The sequence below is a fragment of the Neolewinella aquimaris genome, assembly GCF_014197245.1.
In the GTDB taxonomy this organism is placed as follows: Bacteria; Bacteroidota; Bacteroidia; order Chitinophagales; family Saprospiraceae; genus Neolewinella; species Neolewinella aquimaris.
Map to the genome: position 1 here is coordinate 20,351 of NZ_JACIFF010000005.1, position 17,474 is coordinate 37,824.

General features: G+C 57.7%; 16 protein-coding genes and 1 tRNA gene. 14 read left to right on the forward strand and 3 right to left on the reverse strand.

Features of this window, described 5'->3' with window-relative positions:
• Positions 1–3: 3 nt before the first annotated feature.
• Positions 4–777: a hypothetical protein gene (locus GGR28_RS10300; protein ID WP_183495710.1), complete on the forward strand. Its 774-nt coding sequence runs from the start codon at positions 4–6 to the stop codon at positions 775–777.
• 116 nt (positions 778–893) lie between these two features.
• Here GGR28_RS10300 and GGR28_RS10305 read toward each other — a convergent pair whose 3' ends face one another.
• Positions 894–2,129, reverse strand: coding sequence for a LamG-like jellyroll fold domain-containing protein (locus GGR28_RS10305; protein ID WP_183495711.1), 1,236 nt, complete (start codon positions 2,127–2,129; stop codon positions 894–896).
• 225 nt (positions 2,130–2,354) lie between these two features.
• Here GGR28_RS10305 and GGR28_RS10310 point away from each other — a divergent pair, with 225 nt between their 5' ends.
• The 13 genes from GGR28_RS10310 to GGR28_RS10370 all read left to right on the forward strand — a co-directional run bounded on the left by GGR28_RS10310 (position 2,355) and on the right by GGR28_RS10370 (position 15,660).
• On the forward strand, positions 2,355–2,600 hold the full coding sequence (locus GGR28_RS10310; RefSeq protein ID WP_183495712.1) for a GlsB/YeaQ/YmgE family stress response membrane protein: 246 nt from the start codon (positions 2,355–2,357) through the stop codon (positions 2,598–2,600).
• 90 nt (positions 2,601–2,690) lie between these two features.
• Positions 2,691–3,449: a metallophosphoesterase gene (locus GGR28_RS10315; RefSeq protein ID WP_183495713.1), complete on the forward strand. Its 759-nt coding sequence runs from the start codon at positions 2,691–2,693 to the stop codon at positions 3,447–3,449.
• A 57-nt stretch (positions 3,450–3,506) separates the two neighbouring features.
• A tRNA-Gln gene (locus tag GGR28_RS10320) sits at positions 3,507–3,581 on the forward strand.
• A gap of 190 nt (positions 3,582–3,771) precedes the next feature.
• Positions 3,772–6,705: a right-handed parallel beta-helix repeat-containing protein gene (locus tag GGR28_RS10325; protein WP_183495714.1), complete on the forward strand. Its 2,934-nt coding sequence runs from the start codon at positions 3,772–3,774 to the stop codon at positions 6,703–6,705.
• A gap of 310 nt (positions 6,706–7,015) precedes the next feature.
• Positions 7,016–7,594, forward strand: a complete 579-nt coding sequence (locus tag GGR28_RS10330; RefSeq protein WP_183495715.1) for a GNAT family N-acetyltransferase — start codon at positions 7,016–7,018, stop codon at positions 7,592–7,594.
• Positions 7,595–7,612: 18 nt separating this feature from the next.
• Entirely contained in the window at positions 7,613–8,809 is a 1,197-nt protein-coding gene (locus tag GGR28_RS10335) for an argininosuccinate synthase (RefSeq protein WP_183495716.1), read from the forward strand.
• A complete protein-coding gene (gene argC, locus GGR28_RS10340; RefSeq protein ID WP_183495717.1) occupies positions 8,806–9,771 on the forward strand; it encodes an N-acetyl-gamma-glutamyl-phosphate reductase in 966 nt (321 codons plus the stop codon). The genes GGR28_RS10335 and argC overlap by 4 nt, the downstream gene beginning before the upstream one ends.
• Before the next feature lie 65 nt (positions 9,772–9,836).
• On the forward strand, positions 9,837–10,985 hold the full coding sequence (locus GGR28_RS10345; protein WP_183495718.1) for an aspartate aminotransferase family protein: 1,149 nt from the start codon (positions 9,837–9,839) through the stop codon (positions 10,983–10,985).
• A 53-nt stretch (positions 10,986–11,038) separates the two neighbouring features.
• Positions 11,039–11,980 carry an N-acetylornithine carbamoyltransferase gene (locus tag GGR28_RS10350; protein ID WP_183495719.1) on the forward strand — a complete coding sequence of 314 codons (942 nt, stop codon included), beginning with the start codon at positions 11,039–11,041 and terminating at the stop codon, positions 11,978–11,980.
• A 232-nt stretch (positions 11,981–12,212) separates the two neighbouring features.
• Positions 12,213–13,631 (forward strand): TonB-dependent receptor, encoded by a 1,419-nt coding sequence (locus GGR28_RS10355; RefSeq protein ID WP_183495720.1) that lies wholly within the window; start codon positions 12,213–12,215, stop codon positions 13,629–13,631.
• Positions 13,632–13,875: 244 nt separating this feature from the next.
• Entirely contained in the window at positions 13,876–14,295 is a 420-nt protein-coding gene (locus GGR28_RS10360; RefSeq protein WP_183495721.1) for a BrxA/BrxB family bacilliredoxin, read from the forward strand.
• A gap of 98 nt (positions 14,296–14,393) precedes the next feature.
• Positions 14,394–14,816 (forward strand): DUF2141 domain-containing protein, encoded by a 423-nt coding sequence (locus GGR28_RS10365; protein WP_183495722.1) that lies wholly within the window; start codon positions 14,394–14,396, stop codon positions 14,814–14,816.
• A 25-nt stretch (positions 14,817–14,841) separates the two neighbouring features.
• Positions 14,842–15,660, forward strand: coding sequence for a sulfurtransferase (locus GGR28_RS10370; RefSeq protein WP_183495723.1), 819 nt, complete (start codon positions 14,842–14,844; stop codon positions 15,658–15,660).
• Here GGR28_RS10370 and GGR28_RS10375 read toward each other — a convergent pair.
• Complete coding sequence (locus tag GGR28_RS10375) at positions 15,649–16,563, reverse strand: nucleotidyltransferase family protein (RefSeq protein ID WP_183495724.1); 915 nt, start codon at positions 16,561–16,563, stop codon at positions 15,649–15,651. The two genes, GGR28_RS10370 and GGR28_RS10375, sit on opposite strands and share 12 nt — an antisense overlap.
• 24 nt (positions 16,564–16,587) lie before the next feature.
• Entirely contained in the window at positions 16,588–17,253 is a 666-nt protein-coding gene (locus tag GGR28_RS10380) for a hypothetical protein (RefSeq protein ID WP_183495725.1), read from the reverse strand.
• Positions 17,254–17,474: the final 221 nt, after the last annotated feature.

The following is a 17,474-nucleotide window of genomic DNA, read 5'->3' on the forward strand; positions in this document are numbered from 1 at the left end:
CGCATGAACGCCGCCCGCCTCATCAGCTTTTACCTGCCCGTTGCCCTGATGGCCGTCAGTTTACTGGCGGCCATCGGTATTGGCGCGCTGTTCTTCCTGAAGCGCAGCGGAGAGATGCGGGCCAACCGGCTCTACGGCGGCTTACTGATCGCCGGCGGACTCACCCAGTTGCACTTTCTGTTGCTCTTCTCGGGGCTCACCGACCGGCACCCCGCGTTGGAATTTCTCCCCATTTACTTCACGCTCTGGTTGCCGGTACTGCTGTTCTTTCACGTGAAGTTGAGCCTGTACCCTCACTACCGCCTCCGGTGGACTGACCTCAAGCACTTCATCTTCCCCCTGGCCCAGTTGCTGTTTTTTGTTTCGCTCTGGGTGGTTCCCAGTTTTCGCCGGCCGGAAGGAAGGTACTTTTACAGTCCTTTCTACGGAGGACTGGAGCAGGCCCTTTACCTGATTATTTGGCCGGCCTACATCATTTTTGCCTACCAGTATCTACGCCGCAAACGTGCGCAACTTCGTCGCCGGAGCCTGCCCCGTCTTCTCTGGTACCTGCGTAAATTATTGAAGGGGAGCATGTTGTTCGTGATCGCCTATGCCATCCTCGCGGTGAGCGATTTTATCAGCTACAACTACTTGTTTGTAGACCTTCGCAACCGGGAATGGTACGCGGGCGTCCAGTCACTTTCCTATACGGTGCTTTTGCTCTGGCTCACTACCTACGGCTTCCAGGTGTTGCTGTGGGGGAGGCGGCTGCTGCGCGCCGAATCGTTCGACTGAACCAATTCCTGCAAACTTCCTGGGCGGGCGCGCGGGTGCAATGAATAATCCGCAAGCAGCACGGCTGGGCATCCACGGCGGAGCAAAGTAGTTCAATTGCACGTCCTCCGGTTCCGCTATCGCAGAATCGTAACGCTTCCACTGCGGACCAGCTCCTGATCTTCGCAACGGTATACCACCCGCCAGACCATCACTCCGGGATTGACCGGTTGACCGCGAAAACTGCCATCCCAGCGGGCAAAGGCATCGTCGGTGCGGAATACTTGTCCGCCGTAGCGGTCATAGATCTCGAAGGTGATCAAATCGGGTACCGCAAAGGGGTTGGAGATTCCGAAAGTTTCGTTTGCGACCGGGCCGATCCCATTTGGCGTAAACGCTTTGGGTAGGAACAACTGGTTGCAATCCAGGGAATTGGGATCGATCACCTGCAGCGCGATACTATCGGTAGCCACGCAGCTGCTGACGTCGTCCGTGATCCGGACCCGGAAGACCCGGCGGCCGGCCGCCACGGGGGTGATGGTCGGCTCGGCATCGGTTGGAGCGTCTACGCCCGCCTGGGGGGTCCAGCTGAAGGCGGTACCGCAGTTGCTGTTGAGGCTGATGTCGATGCTCTCGCTGAGAAAAAGTAGGGTAGGGGGAGTGAGAATCCGGTCGGGAAACACGTACAGCTCACGCACCTCCGCGGGGGGCAGGGCACGGCCGTAGATGCGGATCTCGTCGATCAGTCCGGCGAAGGGGCTGCTACCGGCCTCCGGGCAGGCAGCGTTGCCGATGAGCAGGTCTCCGGCGTTGTCTATGTTAATGCGGTTGCTGGTAAGGACATCGGCTACTTCGTCGCCGTTCAGGTAGAGGCGTAAGCGGGTGTTCTCCCGCACCAACACCACGTGCTGCCAACAGGAAGTGTTGGTGATGACATGGGTTAGGGAGGCCGCTTCGTTGCCCTGCCGCAGGGTCGCCTCTAGCGTACGCATCGCGGGTGCGTAGCGAAGGAAGAAATATTGTTGATCGGCACAGTTGGTATCGCGTTTGGCAATCAGGTACTGGTTGCCGCCGCTCCCGGTAGATTTGAAGTAGAGGCTGAGGGTGAAGTCCTCATCATCAAATTCCCGGTTGACGTTGTTGGTCGCTCCTCCCGGAATGCGTACAAAATCTTCCGTTCCGCCCAGGTTGAGGGCCTGTCCGATCACCCCACAGTCAAAATCTACGGCACCCGCCGGTACGCCAAGGTTGGAGGATTCGCCGCTGGCGTCGCCGAGGTTGCTCTCAAAGGGGTAGTGTGCGGAGAGCCCGAGCGTAGTCTGTGCAGCTACGCTGAGTGGAAGCAGCAGGAAAAGAGAGAGAAATCGGCGCATGGCAGAAGTAAGATGATCGGGGCGGTGCGTTGCGGCAAGGCCTAAAGGTAACGCCGCTGATCGGTACACGAATCGGCTTCTGAGGGTAGGAGATGGGTAAAAATTGCCCTCCGATAGCCAAAAATGTCTTCCCGTTTGAATCCTTATTTGACGGATTGCGAACAAATACCCTATTTTCTGGCTACTAAGCAGTACAATTTCATCAAAACAACAAATACACGCTTTATGGGTATTCTCGCCTGGATTTTACTTGGCCTCGTGGCCGGCGCTCTCGCCAAATGGATCATGCCCGGTCCGGATCCCGGTGGGTGGATCGTCACCATCCTCATCGGCATCGTCGGTGCAGTGATCGGCGGCTTCATTGGCGGCGCCCTCGGCTTTGGCGGCGTTGACGGATTCAACATCGGTTCCATCCTGATCGCCGTACTTGGTGCTATTGTCCTCCTGTTTCTGTACCGGAAACTGGCATAAACGGCTCGACGACGTAATTAAAGCGACCTTTCCGTACTAGCGGGGAGGTCGCTTTTGTTATTTTACCATCCACCACCTAAAAATTCGATCGTGTCGTCGCGCATCGTTCAAATAACCGATCCTCATTTGCTTGCCCCCGGCCAAGCCCTGATGGGTCTTGATGTAAACACCCGACTCGAAGACGTGCTTCAGTTAGCCGAAGAGCTGGACCCGGACGCGTACTTCTTTACCGGAGATTTTTGCGCCCACGAACCGGTGCAGGAGGTTTACCACCGGCTCCGCGACCGCCTCGACCAACTGCCCGCCCCCTACTACCTCACCGCCGGCAACCACGATGGGAGGCAAATGATGCGGAATGCGTTTCAACTACCGGGCCGGGGAAATGAAGGAATCTGCGACCTGGTACAGGTTAAGGATCGCACGTTCCTCTTCCTTGACTCAAGCCCGGGGTTCGTGGACGAAAGACAGTTAGACTGGCTTGCCGGTGCGCTAGCACAACATCCGCAGTCCGACATCGTCATTCATCATCCCCCGATCGCACTGGGTGTGCGCTTCATGGATGCCAAGTATCCACTGCGCGACACGGAGCGGCTGCTGCACCTGATCATGGGCGACGGGATTCGCCGACGGGTGTTCTGCGGCCATTATCACTCCGTCCGCACGGTAAGTCACGGAAATTTGGACGTTTACCTCTGCCCCCCCACCAGTTTTTACATCGATCCCGCGGCGGATGAATTCCACATGGTAGATCGGGCCCCCGGCTGCCAACTCCTCGAATGGACCTGCGGGGGAGATTTTCGCTATACCGCCTACGCAACTTCCACGGTGCGGGAGGAGTTACAAAAATAGGCGTGTGCTTGTGAGATATTCTACGCCACCGTATATTTGCGGCCGCTAACGGCACTCAGACCCATGGTGTAATTGGCAACACAACAGATTTTGGTTCTGTCGTTCAAGGTTCGAGTCCTTGTGGGTCTACCAGCTTACAGTCAGCCAGCCTTCCCGTCCGGGGAGGCTGGCTTTTTAATTTGGGCAAATCGCTATATTTGTCCGCTTTGTTACGGGCGGAGTAAGTTTTATTGCTTAGCGTTGTGGCGCAATTTCCGCTGGATGAAATTACGGTTTGCCTAATTTCCGACCGGTCCCTCCGACACTTTCTAACTACACATTCATGAAGCATTATTTACTCCTCTTTTGCCTGTTCGTCGCAGTGGCGGTAGGTAACGCCCAGGTGGTTTACGTCAACGTAGCGGCTACCGGCACCGCCGATGGGACATCCTGGGAAAATGCCTACACCGACCTCAACATGGCCATTGATAGTGCCGATGCAGGTAGTACCCTGTGGGTTGCCGCGGGACGCTACGTGACTCCCGACTCCAGTTCCTTCTTTATCGATCGGGAAATGTCGCTGTACGGTGGTTTCGCCGGCGGGGAAACCAGCCTGGACGAGGCGGATCCCACCGCCAACGAAACCATTCTCAGCGGTGATGTGATGGGGAATGATCCCTCGGGCACTTACGATACTACCCTTATGGCGGACAACAACCGGGTGCTTGCGATCATCGACACGGCTGAAACCAGCCAGTTTATGGTAACCCTTGACGGATTTACCATCGCCAATGGAGTCATCACTACCGAATTCCCCGGGAGCGGATCAATCGTTCCCTACTCCGGAGGGGGGATCTTATCGTTTGCCAAGACCATGGTATCGCGGGTGCGCTTCCGGGACAATCGGGCAAATTTCGGATCGGCTACGGCCTTTTACACCAATACCGCTACCGGCTCCACACTTAGCGAAGTAAGTAGTAGCGACAACTACATTGATGAAGGCAGTGCCCATATTTCTAACGGAGCCGACTCCGTATCCTACCTGAACAGCACATTTACGGGCGGCAGCGACACCACACTTACGGGTGCCATCGAGTATCTTTTCGGTACGGGACTGGTCATCGATGGTTGTTCTTTTGACAACTACCTCGTAGCCAACAGAACCTTCGGGGCCTGTGTCACGAGCCTTAACGCCACCGGTATCTTGGTGAAGAATTCGAGCTTCAGCAATTCGTATTCTGACTTAGTGGGCGGAGCGGTCGGCTTCTCCAACTTATCACAATTCGACGTCGATCGGGAAGTAAACGCTATGGACTGCGTTATCGACAACTGCACCTTCACGGATGTCACCGCCGAAATTGGTGCCGGCGCGATCTGGCTGCAAAACACCAGCAGCCGGATTTCCAACTCGAAAATCACCGGGGCATTCGCGGCAAATGGCGGCGGTATCTACATGCTGTCGGGCAGTGAAGATGAGCTGACCTACGAACACGAACTGCTCAACAACGAATTCGACGGCAACAACAGCATCGATGGCGGCGGGGCCGCGCTCTACGTCAACGACCAGACCAGCTACCGGATCACGGGCAACAAATTCATAAACAACGACAATAGCGGCACCTTCGGCGGGGGCGCGCTCTACATCCAGGCTCAGGCCGACATGAACGAGTCCGCCGTCATTGCAGACAACGAGTTTACGGGCAATACGATCGGTGATGATTTCGGAGCGGCAATGCGGGTTACCTCGATAGATTCCGAGATCAGAAACAACACTTTCCGCGGTAACGCCGGCAATACCGGAACCGTCTTCGTCGCCGGCGGCGGCAAGAAATTCAATTTCACTAATAACCTGTTTATCGATAACGGGAAGATCAACAGCATAATCAGCGCGCGGGGCGCCGGTATCGCATCCTTCCTTACCGGGGGCGAGTTTCCCACGGCCCTGAACGTCGACAGTTGCACCTTCCAGGGCAACGTTGTTACCAATGATGACTTCATCAGCGGCGGCGCGGCAATCTACGTTTCCGGAGGATCGCCCACTCTACCCACCCTGAACGTCACCAGCTCGACCTTTCTGGGTAATGCGGCCAACGATGACGCCGATGGTGCCATACAGGCGGTCGACGGCGTAGAAGTGAAAATTTCGGATAGCGACTTCAGCAGTAACTCCACTTCCGGAGCGGGCGGCGCGATCAACATCACACGTACACTTCTGCGCGACACGGCCGGCGTGGCGGTCCGGCCATTCTCCTACGACGTCAACCGCGAACCCACTCTACTGGTAGAGCGAAGCCTCTTCCTCAACAACAGCTCGGCCCTGCAGGGAGGCGCGATCAACCTAAATTCCGCCGGATTGACGGTAAAAAACTCCATCTTTATCGGCAACGCACTCAGTGCGGAAACCGGCGGTAGCGGTGGTGCCATCATCATCAACGGCAGCAACGTACTCGGTGCGGAACTGGACAACTACCTGATCAACAACACTTTCTTCGACAACACCGACGGAGGGCGGCCCGCCGTAGATACCATTCCGGGTTCCACCGGTAACGCTGTAGCGATCTATCAGCCCGGCAACACCGACGCCGACACCAATTCCGTACGACTGACCATCCAAAACAACGCCTTCTTCCAGTCGGGCGTGGATGAAGAAAGCCTCGGCCTTGAGTTCAACACCGGCGACGCCAACGATCCGGTCGGATTTGGAGAACTGAACGTCGTTTCGCTCGGCGGCAACTTCTTCAGCAGTACCCCCACTCCCCAACTGCCGATTACGGTAGAGAGCGGGGAAGACGTGGTTGATGTTACCGTAGATGTCGAGGACATCTTCACCGACCCCTTCGGTGATTTTACCGATTTTCCGGAGGTAGACCTGCTCTTCGATGACGGCAACAACCCGCTGATCAACGCAGGCACGACCGGGCCCCTGGTGCCCGAACTTGACTTCTTCCGGGCCGAGCGCGACGATATGCCCGACATCGGCGCCATCGAGTACGGTGCGGACCGTTCCGTCGCCGTGGCGGAACCCATCGCGCAGAGCGGCCTGTCGCTGGAGTTCTTCCCGAACCCGACGGTAGACGTGGTGAACATCATCAATAGCGACCCCTCAATCACCACCTTTACGGTGCTGGTTTCCGATATGCAAGGACGGTATGTCGGCGGTCGCCAGTTCGGCGCCGCCCGGAATACCCTCAACGTAAGCACGCTTCCCAAGGGCGCTTACAACCTGTCTTTACTCATCAACGGCAAGGTGTACAGCAAGCAGATCGTCAAGCAGTAAGCTTCTTTCTCACTTACCGTTCACTACCGGGAGCCGGGTCGCCAAGCTGGTGGCCCGGCTCTTTTTTACGGTGGCCAAACCAATTGGCCTGCTCCTGCGTACCCGCCCTCGATGGTACGCTTTTAAAAAAATAGCCCTAACTTTGTGGTATGCTAACGGTATCTCCCCGCATCCGCCTGCTCAGGCGAAGGATTTAATACGCTTCCCGCTACGGCCCGGAAGAGATCGGTCATTGTGTACCGGCGATCCAACGATACCCTCCCCATCCTACCATTCCGACCTCCATCGAAGGTCGTCTTTTCCCATAGTTATGCAGATCAAGATACTGGTGGCCCAACCGGAACACACCGTTTTCGCGCAGGCAATATGTGACCTTATTGAAGAATCGGCCAAGGCCCGCGGCACCGGTATTGCCAAGCGCAAACCGGAGTACGTGATCGAAAAGATGCTCACGGGCAAGGCGATCATCGCCCTGGTCAATGGGGAGATCGGCGGCTTCAGCTACATCGAAACTTGGGAACACAGCAAGTATGTGGCGAATTCCGGCCTGATCGTGAATCCCGCTTTCCGTCGTCACGGCCTCGCTCGCCGGATCAAAGCGGCCATCTTCAATCTGTCGCGCACGAAGTACCCCGAAGCTCGCATCTTCGGCATCACGACCAGCTTACCCGTGATGAAGATCAACAGCGACCTCGGCTACCGGCCCGTTACCTTCTCCGAACTCACCCAGGACGATGCCTTCTGGGCCGGCTGCAAAACCTGCCCCAACCACGATATTCTCGAGCGCAACCACCGCCGGATGTGCCTGTGCACCGCCATGATGGCCCCCAGTGCCGTAGAGGCGAGAAAAATGGTGGTCGACCTGTCCGACATGATCGTCGAAGGCTAGACTTTTAAACTATATACCGTGAAATTAAAGATCGTACTCGCCTACTCCGGTGGACTCGACACCAGCTATTGCGTCAAGTACCTTACCGAGGAAAAGGGCTACGAAGTACACGCCCTCACCGTGGATACCGGCGGCTTTTCGAAGGAAGAATTAGCGGAAATGGAAGAAAGGGCCCTTGCCCTGGGCGCCGCCTCCTACCGCAGCGTCGACGTGACCCGGGAATACTACGAAGAGTGCCTCCGCTACCTGGTGTACGGCAACTGCCTCCGCTACCAGACCTACCCGATGTCGGTCAGCGCCGAACGCATGTTCCAGGCCATGACCACCGCCCGCTACGCCGTGGAGATCGGTGCCGATGGAGTAGCTCACGGTAGTACGGGTGCCGGCAACGACCAAGTACGCTTCGATCTGGCCTTCGAGCTGAGCGGCCGCGAACTGGAGATCATCACCCCAATCCGCGACCTCAAACTTTCCCGGCAGGAGGAAGTCGACTACCTCGCCAAACACGGCCTGCAGTGGCCCGAAAAGAAGGGCACGTACAGCATAAACGCCGGCCTGTGGGGAACCTCCGTCGGTGGCGCCGAGACCCTCACCAGCGACAAACCCCTGCCCGACGACGCCTGGCCGGTGCCGGTGACCGAAACGGAGGCGCGGAAGCTCGATCTACACTTTACGGAGGGGCAGTTTACTGGCTTCGACGAGGAAACGTTTGACGACCCGGTTGCCGCCATCCGCGCGCTGGAAAAACTGGCCGCTCCCTTTGGCGTCGGCCGCGACGTACACGTGGGCGATACCATCATCGGCATTAAGGGCCGGGTGGGATTTGCCGCCGCGGCCGCCGTACTCATCATCAAGGCCCACCACCTGCTCGAAAAGCACACCCTCGGCAAGTGGCAGCTCTTCTGGAAGGAGCAACTGAGCAACTGGTACGGCATGATGTTACACGAAGGGCAGTTTCTCGATCCCGTCATGCGCGACGTAGAGGCCTTCCTGGAAAGCTCGCAGGATACCGTCAACGGCACGGTCCACCTGACCCTCCACCCCCACCGCTATACCCTCGACGGCATCAGCTCGCCCAACGACCTGCTGGGTGCCGGATTCGGCAGCTATGGCGAGATGAACAAGGGCTGGAGCGGCGACGACGTCCGCGGTTTCACCAAGATCCTGAGCGTACCGGGCCGCATCCGCAACGCGGTACAAAACGGAAAAGCATGACCCGCGTAGGTATAATTGGCGGCGGTGGGTACACGGCGGGTGAGCTGTTGCGGTTGCTCGTTCACCATCCGGAAGTAGAAATCGCCGTGGTGGAAAGCGGCAGTCAGGCCGGCAAGGCCGTCAGCGAGGTGCACAGCGACCTCGTCGGCGAAACGGACCTTCAATTCGTCGGGACCGCAGGTGCAATGCTGGACCAGTTAGATGCCGTGTTTCTGTGCATGGGCCACGGAGTCTCCCGCGGTTGGGTGGAAGCCCGCCGGCCGAAGAAAGACCTTCTGGTGGTAGACCTGAGCACCGACTACCGCATGGACGAACGCTGGGTGTACGGTTTGCCCGAAATCAACCGTGACAAAATCGTGGGTGCTCGGCGCATCGCCAATCCCGGCTGTTTCGCTACCGCGATCCAACTGGCCCTACTGCCCCTCGCGGCGGCCGGCCTGGCGGAAGGGGAGGTGCACATCAACGCCATTACGGGAAGTACCGGAGCGGGGCAAAGTCCTTCACCCACTACCCACTTTAGCTGGCGCAACGCCAACGTGAGCGTATACAAGGCTTTCAGCCACCAGCACTTGGCGGAAATCGGTCGCAGTGCCGCCCAGGTCGGTCGCATCGCTACGGACAAGCTGAACTTCCTGCCGGTCAGAGGGCCCTTTGCCCGCGGCATCTTTGCTACCACTTACCTTGACACTTCTGCCTCCGAAGCGGAACTGAAACAACTCTTCAACGACTTCTACGCCGATGCAGCTTTCACTCACGTTACCGACGACTCCATCGATCTGAAGCAGGTCGTCAATACCAACAAGGGGCTGGTGCACGTGGAAAAGCACGGCGACAAGGCGCTCGTCACCACCGCCATCGACAATCTCCTCAAGGGGGCCAGCGGACAGGCGGTGCAGAACATGAACCTGGCGCTCGGGCTGCCGGAGAAGCTGGGACTTAACCTTAAGGCCTCGATGTTTTAGACTACCTCGTCGGCCGACCGAGGCACGAGGCTCGTCCGCCGAGTGGCCGCTAATAACTACCTACCATGACCCTTTTCGACGTTTACTCCCTCTATCCCATCGAGCCCGTCCGCGGCGAGGGTACCTACGTGTTTACCGAGGAAGGTAAGCGTTACCTGGACTTTTACGGGGGGCACGCCGTGATCAGCATCGGTCACGCTCATCCCCACTACGTCAAAAAGATATCAGACCAGGTAGCCAGGATCGGGTTCTACAGCAACAGCGTGGAGAATCCCCTGCAGCAGGAGCTAGCGGACAAACTGGGACGGCTTTCCGGCCTGGATGACTACCAGCTTTTCCTGGTCAGCAGTGGTGCCGAAGCTAATGAGAATGCCCTGAAGTTGGCCAGTTTCCGGACCGGCCGCAGTCGCATCATTGCCTTTAGGGGAGCCTTTCACGGGCGCACCTCCGCAGCGGTGAATGCTACCGATAACGAGGCGATCAAGGCACCCATCAACCGCAATTACCCGATCACCTTTCTGGAGCTCGACGATCTCGCTGCCGTCCGGGAGGAGCTGGATAAGGGGGACGTGGCGGCCGTGATCATCGAGGGCATCCAGGGCATTGGCGGCATTCACGTGCCCGAAGCTGCCTTCTTGGAGGCGCTGCCGGAACTGTGTCACGACAACGGGGCCTTGCTCATCCTCGATGAGGTGCAGTCGGGTTACGGGCGCAGCGGTAAGTTTTTTGCCTTCCAGCACAGTGAGGTGCGGCCCGACATCATCACCGTCGCCAAGGGGATGGGTAACGGCTTTCCCATCGGCGGAGTGCTCATCGCGCCCGAACTGGAACCGAAGAGCGGCATGTTAGGAACGACCTTCGGCGGCAGTCACCTGGCCTGCGCCGCGGGCATTGCCGTACTCGACGTAATCGAGCAAGAGAACCTACTAGAAAATACCCGTACGCAGGGCAATTATTTGATGGAAACCCTGGAGGCTAGCGGTCTCTTTACCGAGGTACGCGGCCACGGACTCATGATCGGACTACAAATGAACGGGCCGATCGGGGAACTGCGCAAACGGCTGCTCTTCGAACACCACGTCTTCACCGGTTCTGCCAAGGATCCCAATACCATTCGTTTGCTTCCTCCGCTGAACGTATGTCGGGAAGAATGTGACCGGATGATCGAAGCCTTTCAGCAGGCACTGAACCCCGAGGAAGTATCGCTCCGCTAAGTCAAACTTCCCCCGCTTTTTACCAAAAACCTTGCACCCGCGCACCCGCCCCGATGAAGAACTTCCTTTCCGTACACGACGCCACTACCATTCCCGACCTCGTTAATCGAGCCCGCCACTATAAGGCGTCCAGGAACGAAAACCGGGAGCTGGCCGACGGTAAGACGCTCATCAACCTGTTTTTTAATCCCAGCCTGCGCACCCGCCTCAGCACCGAGCGGGCCGGCTACGAACTGGGCTTTCAGGTGATCACCATGGACGCGGGCGGCGGCTGGAAACTCGAATTCGAGGATGGGGCGGTGATGAATCTGGATAGCGCGGAGCACGTGAAGGAAGCCGCCGGCGTGCTGAGTCAGTACTGCGATGTCCTTGCCGTCCGCTCCTTTCCCGGCCTCGAAGATCGCACGGCCGACTACGAAGACCGTATCATCAACGCTTTCGTGAAGTACGCTACGGTGCCGGTGGTAAGTTTGGAGTCCGCCATTCGCCACCCGCTGCAGAGCCTGGCCGACTGCGTCACCATCGCCGAGCACCGCCAGACCGACCGGCCCAAGGTGGTTCTGACCTGGGCACCCCACCCCCGCAAGCTGCCCCAGGCCGTAGCCAACAGCTTCGCCGAGTGGATGGTCAAGTGGGACGAGGTCGATCTCACGATCGCCAACCCGGAAGGCTTCGATCTGGCGACGGAATTTACGGCGGGGGCGCGGGTGCTGCACAATCAGGAAGAAGCGATGCGCGGGGCAGACTTCGTGTACGCCAAAAACTGGTCGAGCTATACGGACTACGGCGCCACGGCTCAGCTGCCCGACTGGACAGTCAGCGAACAAAAAATGGCCCTCACCAACGACGCGTTTTTCATGCACTGTCTACCGGTGCGCCGCAATGTCGTCGTGACCGACGGTGTGCTCGACAGCGACCGCTCCCTGGTCCTCCGGCAAGCGGACAATCGGACGTGGGCGGCGGCGGCGGTGCTGGCGGGGCTTTTGGGAGGGTGAGGATTTACAATTTCAAATTTACCATTTACAATTTCAAATTTGCGTGGCAGCTCGCTCCGCTCGTCTTCCGTGGATGCTCGCCCCGATAGCTATGGGGGCTCGTGGGGGAGGTCGTCGGCCGACCGAGGTACGAGGCTCGTCTGCCGACTATAGAACTGGCTTCGGTAGCCGTCACGGCAAGCTGCCACGTAAATTGTACCTTGTACATTTGAAATTGTAAATTGTACATTTCATGCCGCGTCAGCTACTCGAAACCGAACAGAAAGCCCTGGAGATTAATCTGGATCCGCGTATCTACGGCACCTTTGCGGAGATCGGTGCGGGGCAGGAGGTAGCCCGTCATTTCTTTCAGGTGGGTGCCGCGGCGGGTACGATCGCCAAGACGATGAGCGCCTACGACAAGGTGTACTCCGATCAGATCTACGGGACGGAGCCGAGCGGGCGCTATGTGTGCGAGAGCCGTATTCATAAGATGGTCGACCATGAGTATGACTTGATGATGGACCGGTTGCGGCACGATCGGCCGGAAACCAACTTTTTTGTCTTTGCCGATACGGTGGCTGCCATTAATTATTCGCGGACCATTCGCGGGAATGGGTGGCTGGGACTCCGGTTTCAGCTCACGCCGAATGGGGGAGCTAATGATATGCTGCTCCACGCCCGCATGCTCGACAACGACAATCAGTTGCAACAGCAGGCCATCGGGATCCTCGGTGTGAATATGATCTACGGAGCCTATCACCTGCACGATGATCCGGAGACACTGGTGGAAAGTCTGCTCGACAGCCTGAAGGGGCGGATCTCGATAGACATGATGGTACTGAGCGGGCCGGACTTTTCCGTCGATAACCGCTTACTCAGCCTGTGGATGGTGAAGCACGCGCTGACTGACATCACAATGTTCGATCCGCGGGGCCGCAGCATTCACCCTAGCGAGTTTCTCTACAAGAAGGCCGTGATGGTCGTACGGGGCAGCTACCGACCGACCACCCTCGTCAATGCGGACATGCTCGACGCAGGGTATAAGCAGTTCCGGGCGGAGGAGCACATCGACCCCTCCACCAGCTTCCTGCTGACCGAGCTGACCATGGATAATCTGCAGGGCAGTTCGGAGCTCAACGAACGCGATTACCTGCACCGCGCAACGCTACTCAATGCACTGGGGCAAACGGTCGTGATCAGCAACTACCACCGCTACGGTGACCTCATCGAATACTTATCCCTGTATAAAGTATCGCCGCTCGGCATCGTAGTGGGCGTGAACGACCTGCTGCAGCTCATTAGCGACAAGTACTACGCCAATCAAGACGGTCGCCTACTGGCTGCATTCGGGGAGATCTTCACCCGCAACGTGAAGCTGTACGTTTACCCCGCCCAGCAGGAGGGAAGTGCCGAACTGATGACTGCCGAGAACGTGCCCATACCGGAAGGCGTCAAGTTCCTTTACCGCCACCTACTGGACAGCGGGCAGATCGTCGACATCGAAAATTACAAAGTTGAAAACTTGCACATCTATTCCCGCAAGGTGCTCGACATGATCCGCGACGGCGAAGACGGCTGGGAGAAGATGGTGCCCGAACGCGTGGCGAAACTGGTTAAGCAGGATTGTCTCTTTGGGTACCCGAGTGAGAAGCTGGAGTTTGAGTATTGAGGTGGTGAATTGGTGAATTGGTGAATTGGTGAGTGGGTGAATTGGAGAGTTGTGGCCAGGGTCGCTTCGCTCCGTAAGTGTTCGCATTGTACCCATACTTAACCGTAGCGCCCCGAGCGAAGCGAGTGGCGATACACAACCCAACAACCCAACAACTCCCTAACCCGACAACCCTCCAGACAACCAAACCCCACAGCCAGGTGTAATTATGAAACCTGTACCATCAACAAGAAAATAACCCTGTATGTACCCCGTCGAGCTTACGATCCCGATGTCGAAGGATCTGACCAATTTCGGATTCGAATCGCTTACCACTCCCGAAGAGGTAGATGCCGCCCTGGGCAAGACCGAAGGGACCGCCCTGCTGGTCGTTAACTCCGTCTGCGGCTGCGCCGCTGCCAACGCCCGTCCCGGTGCGAAAATGGCCGCGCAGAACGAGCATAAACCGGATCACCTGTACACGGTTTTTGCCGGCGTCAACCAGGCCGCTACGGCCCAGGCCCGCGAGCACTTGCTGCCCTATCCTCCCAGCAGCCCCAGCATCGCCCTGTTCAAGGACGGCAAGCTGGTCCACTTCCTGGAGCGCCACCACATCGAAGGTCGCCCGGCCGAAGTGATCGCCCAGAACCTGAAGATGGCGTTCGACAAGTACTGCGCCGCCTAAGGCAACAACGATAAGATAGCTTTAACGCCCCGTGAATACATTTTCACGGGGCGTTACTGTTTTCGCTCTTGTTATCTTACTACACCAAACCATTACGCTTGTACTACCTTCTTTCCATCCTGTTCCTTCTCACTACTGCCGGGGCACCACAGCACCTGGACCTGGAGATCTTGAGCTCAACGGCCGGGGGGAAGGTGTACGTTGCCGTATACGACAGTCCCGACGGGTTCGAGAATGAAGAATCCATCTCTACCGCTAGCCGGGAGCTGACTGCCTCCGCCCAAAGCGCCGAGCTCGCTTTACAGGTTCCCACGGAAGGCGACTACGTGATTGCCGTGTTTCAGGACCTCAATGACAATGGTACGCTCGATCGAAATTTTATCGGCGTACCCACCGAGCCCTACGGCTTCGGAAAGCTCCCTCCGAGCAAGTGGCGCGCACCCGAATTCGGAGAAGTGGCCACCACGGTAGCGGGGGGCGGCCGAATGAAGATCGAGGTAAGGCACTGGCGCGAATATTAGCTGACGCGATAATTATCTTCGGGGCATGACCACGCCCATCATCTCCGTTAGCGAACTTCATGCGCTGCTGCCCCGAAGGCCATTGCTCCTCGATTGCCGCTTCGACCTTTTCGACTTGGACAAAGGACAGGAAGATTACCGGGCGGGCCATATTCCCGGAGCGCACTACCTCCACCTCAACGACGATCTATCCGGTGAAATCATACCCGGCAAAACGGGCCGTCACCCGCTACCGGACCGGCAGGCTTTTGCCGATCGGATGGCAGCCCTGGGACTCACACCGGATCGTCCCGTAGTCGCCTACGACGATAAGGGCGGCGGCATCGCGGCGCGCGCCTGGTGGTTGCTTAAGTGGATCGGTCACGAGAAAGTCGCGGTACTCGACGGAGGATTTCCAGCTTGGCAAACCGCCGGCCTCCCAATCGTGGCGGGTCAGGAACAGGCCACACCCGCGCCACCGTATCCCACTGCTTTTACGGAATTACTTCGCACCTGCGACCGCGCCCAGGTAGAACGGTTGCGGAGCGACGAAGCGCACGTACTCATCGACTCCCGGACATCGGATCGCTACCGCGGTGAAAACGAGAACATCGACCCGGTGGCCGGAGCCATCGCCGGGGCCATCAACCTGCCGTGGCCGGATAACCTGGAGAACGGGAAGTTTAAGTCCCGGGAGGCACTGCGGGAGCGCTTTGCCGGCCTTAAAAAAGAGCCGCAGCAGAACGTGTTCTACTGCGGCTCCGGCGTGACGGCCTGTCACAACATTTTGGCGTACTACTACGCTTTCGGGGAGCTGCCGGCGCTGTATCCGGGCAGCTGGAGTGAATATCTACTAGGAGAATAGGGGGGTCGGGTAGGTATTTTCGGCGACGAGCATCGCGAACGCCTCCTGTACCTTGGGCTTGTCCTCCTGGTAGGTGACGCCGTACCACTTGTCTTCGCTGACCAGCACTTTGACCTTGGCGGTGCCGTCCTTGATCATGCCGTCGACGAGCTCGGGGATGAGGTATTCGGCGCGGGGGTTGTCCTTGTTGTCGCGGGCAAACTCTTCGAAGCCCTTCTGGATGCGGTCGAAAATGGAGGGGTGGAAGCCCCAGAAGTTCATGGAGACGACGCTGTCGTCGGCCAGTTCGTACTGGTGACCGTCCTCACCGAGGTAGCGGACCTTGTCGTCGTCGCCGCGCTGGATCTTAAGGCGCTCGTTAACGTCCTGGAGCAGGTAATCTTCGGCTACCACGGTTACGCCGCGGTTGACGGTTCCGTGATCGGAGAGGGTGCGGTGGAGCACGTAACCGACCATCGCGAAGGTTTCCTCGTCGGCATCAGCTACCAGGAAGGAGGCCATTTTCTGGAATGCTTCGGTCCCGTAGTAATCGTCGGCGTTGATGACGGCGAAGGGTTCATGGGTGACTTCCTTGGCGACCAGCATGGCGTGAGTGGTGCCCCAGGGCTTTTCGCGCTTGGTGTGGTCGACGTCGGAAGGAACGTAGCTGTCCATGCCCTGGAAGGCGTAGGCTACTTCGATCTTGTCACCGAATTTACCGTCGAATTTCTCGCGGAAGGGGGCTTCAATGTCTTTGCGGATAACGAATACGACCTTGCCGAACCCGGCGCGGATGGCGTCGTAGATCGAGTATTCGATGATTCCTTCTTCGCTGGGGCCGACGCCGTCGATCTGCTTGAGGCCTCCGTAACGGCTGCCCATACCGGCGGCGAGGATGACTAAGGTGGGTTTGGTAACTGCCATGAAAGTACTTTTCTGTAAGAGCGACTATTTGCGCCGTTTGTTTGCTTGCGCAGCCCGAAATTGAGTGGCTTCGCGGTGTGTAAGGTAGTAGCCGTAGCCATATGCACCAAACAAAGCAAGCATTCCTGCGCCAAATATGTCAATACTCAGCCAGGTCACCGTGGGGGAGAGGTGGGGAAAGAAATTACTCACGACCAGTAGGTTCAGGGTTACCACCAGGGCAGTCAGCAACATACACAAGATGCAGGCCGCGCGGCCGAACTGGAGGAGGCCCACCTGCTGCCGAAACAGGGTGGTGCGCAAAAAACGCACATACACCGGATGATCGGGCCGCATACGGATCAACTCCCGCAGCACGTGCTCGGTAGTGGCGTACTCCCTGATCCGAAACGCACTGGCCGCCTTGCGGAAGAGCTGGTACTCAAAAATCTCCTCCTCCCTCCCGGCTATGTACCGGATGTCGTGGCGGATGCTGGCGTGGATTACCAAGTCTACCATCAGCTGGTGCTCGCGGTAAGCTCCCGTTTCGAAAAGTGCGTCGACGTAGCGGACGGTAAGCTCAAAGTTTTCCAGCACGTCCAAGCGGCCGATGGCCTGCTCCCGCTCCTCGTACATCCGGATGATGCGGTGGTAGTCGCCGGGGTCGACGGCGCGCAGTTCGCGGTAGAGTTGGGAGTAGTGGCGGGGCACGGGAATCTGAGATTTACAATTTACAAGATGAGATTTACAATTTTCAATTTGCGGCTTAGCTCGCCCCGATAGCTATCGAGGCTCGTCCGCCGACTAAGGCAGGAGGAATTTAAAATGGGAAATGTAGAATTGTAAATTTAGCTGCCGCACCTCGGAGGGTTTACCATTTACAATTTACCATGTACCATTTTCAATTTGCGTGAATGCTCGCCCCGATAGCT

What these genes read in the sequence shown, in the direction of transcription:
- GGR28_RS10330 (WP_183495715.1), top strand. Translation starts at nt 7,016, where the DNA reads ATGCAGATCAAGATACTGGTGGCCCAACCGGAACACACCGTTTTCGCG.
- GGR28_RS10310 (WP_183495712.1), top strand. Translation starts at nt 2,355, where the DNA reads ATGGGTATTCTCGCCTGGATTTTACTTGGCCTCGTGGCCGGCGCTCTC.
- GGR28_RS10360 (WP_183495721.1), top strand. Translation starts at nt 13,876, where the DNA reads ATGTACCCCGTCGAGCTTACGATCCCGATGTCGAAGGATCTGACCAAT.
- GGR28_RS10370 (WP_183495723.1), top strand. Translation starts at nt 14,842, where the DNA reads ATGACCACGCCCATCATCTCCGTTAGCGAACTTCATGCGCTGCTGCCC.
- GGR28_RS10375 (WP_183495724.1), bottom strand. Translation starts at nt 16,563, where the DNA reads ATGGCAGTTACCAAACCCACCTTAGTCATCCTCGCCGCCGGTATGGGC.
- GGR28_RS10350 (WP_183495719.1), top strand. Translation starts at nt 11,039, where the DNA reads ATGAAGAACTTCCTTTCCGTACACGACGCCACTACCATTCCCGACCTC.
- GGR28_RS10355 (WP_183495720.1), top strand. Translation starts at nt 12,213, where the DNA reads ATGCCGCGTCAGCTACTCGAAACCGAACAGAAAGCCCTGGAGATTAAT.
- GGR28_RS10325 (WP_183495714.1), top strand. Translation starts at nt 3,772, where the DNA reads ATGAAGCATTATTTACTCCTCTTTTGCCTGTTCGTCGCAGTGGCGGTA.
- GGR28_RS10300 (WP_183495710.1), top strand. Translation starts at nt 4, where the DNA reads ATGAACGCCGCCCGCCTCATCAGCTTTTACCTGCCCGTTGCCCTGATG.
- argC (WP_183495717.1), top strand. Translation starts at nt 8,806, where the DNA reads ATGACCCGCGTAGGTATAATTGGCGGCGGTGGGTACACGGCGGGTGAG.
- GGR28_RS10305 (WP_183495711.1), bottom strand. Translation starts at nt 2,129, where the DNA reads ATGCGCCGATTTCTCTCTCTTTTCCTGCTGCTTCCACTCAGCGTAGCT.
- GGR28_RS10345 (WP_183495718.1), top strand. Translation starts at nt 9,837, where the DNA reads ATGACCCTTTTCGACGTTTACTCCCTCTATCCCATCGAGCCCGTCCGC.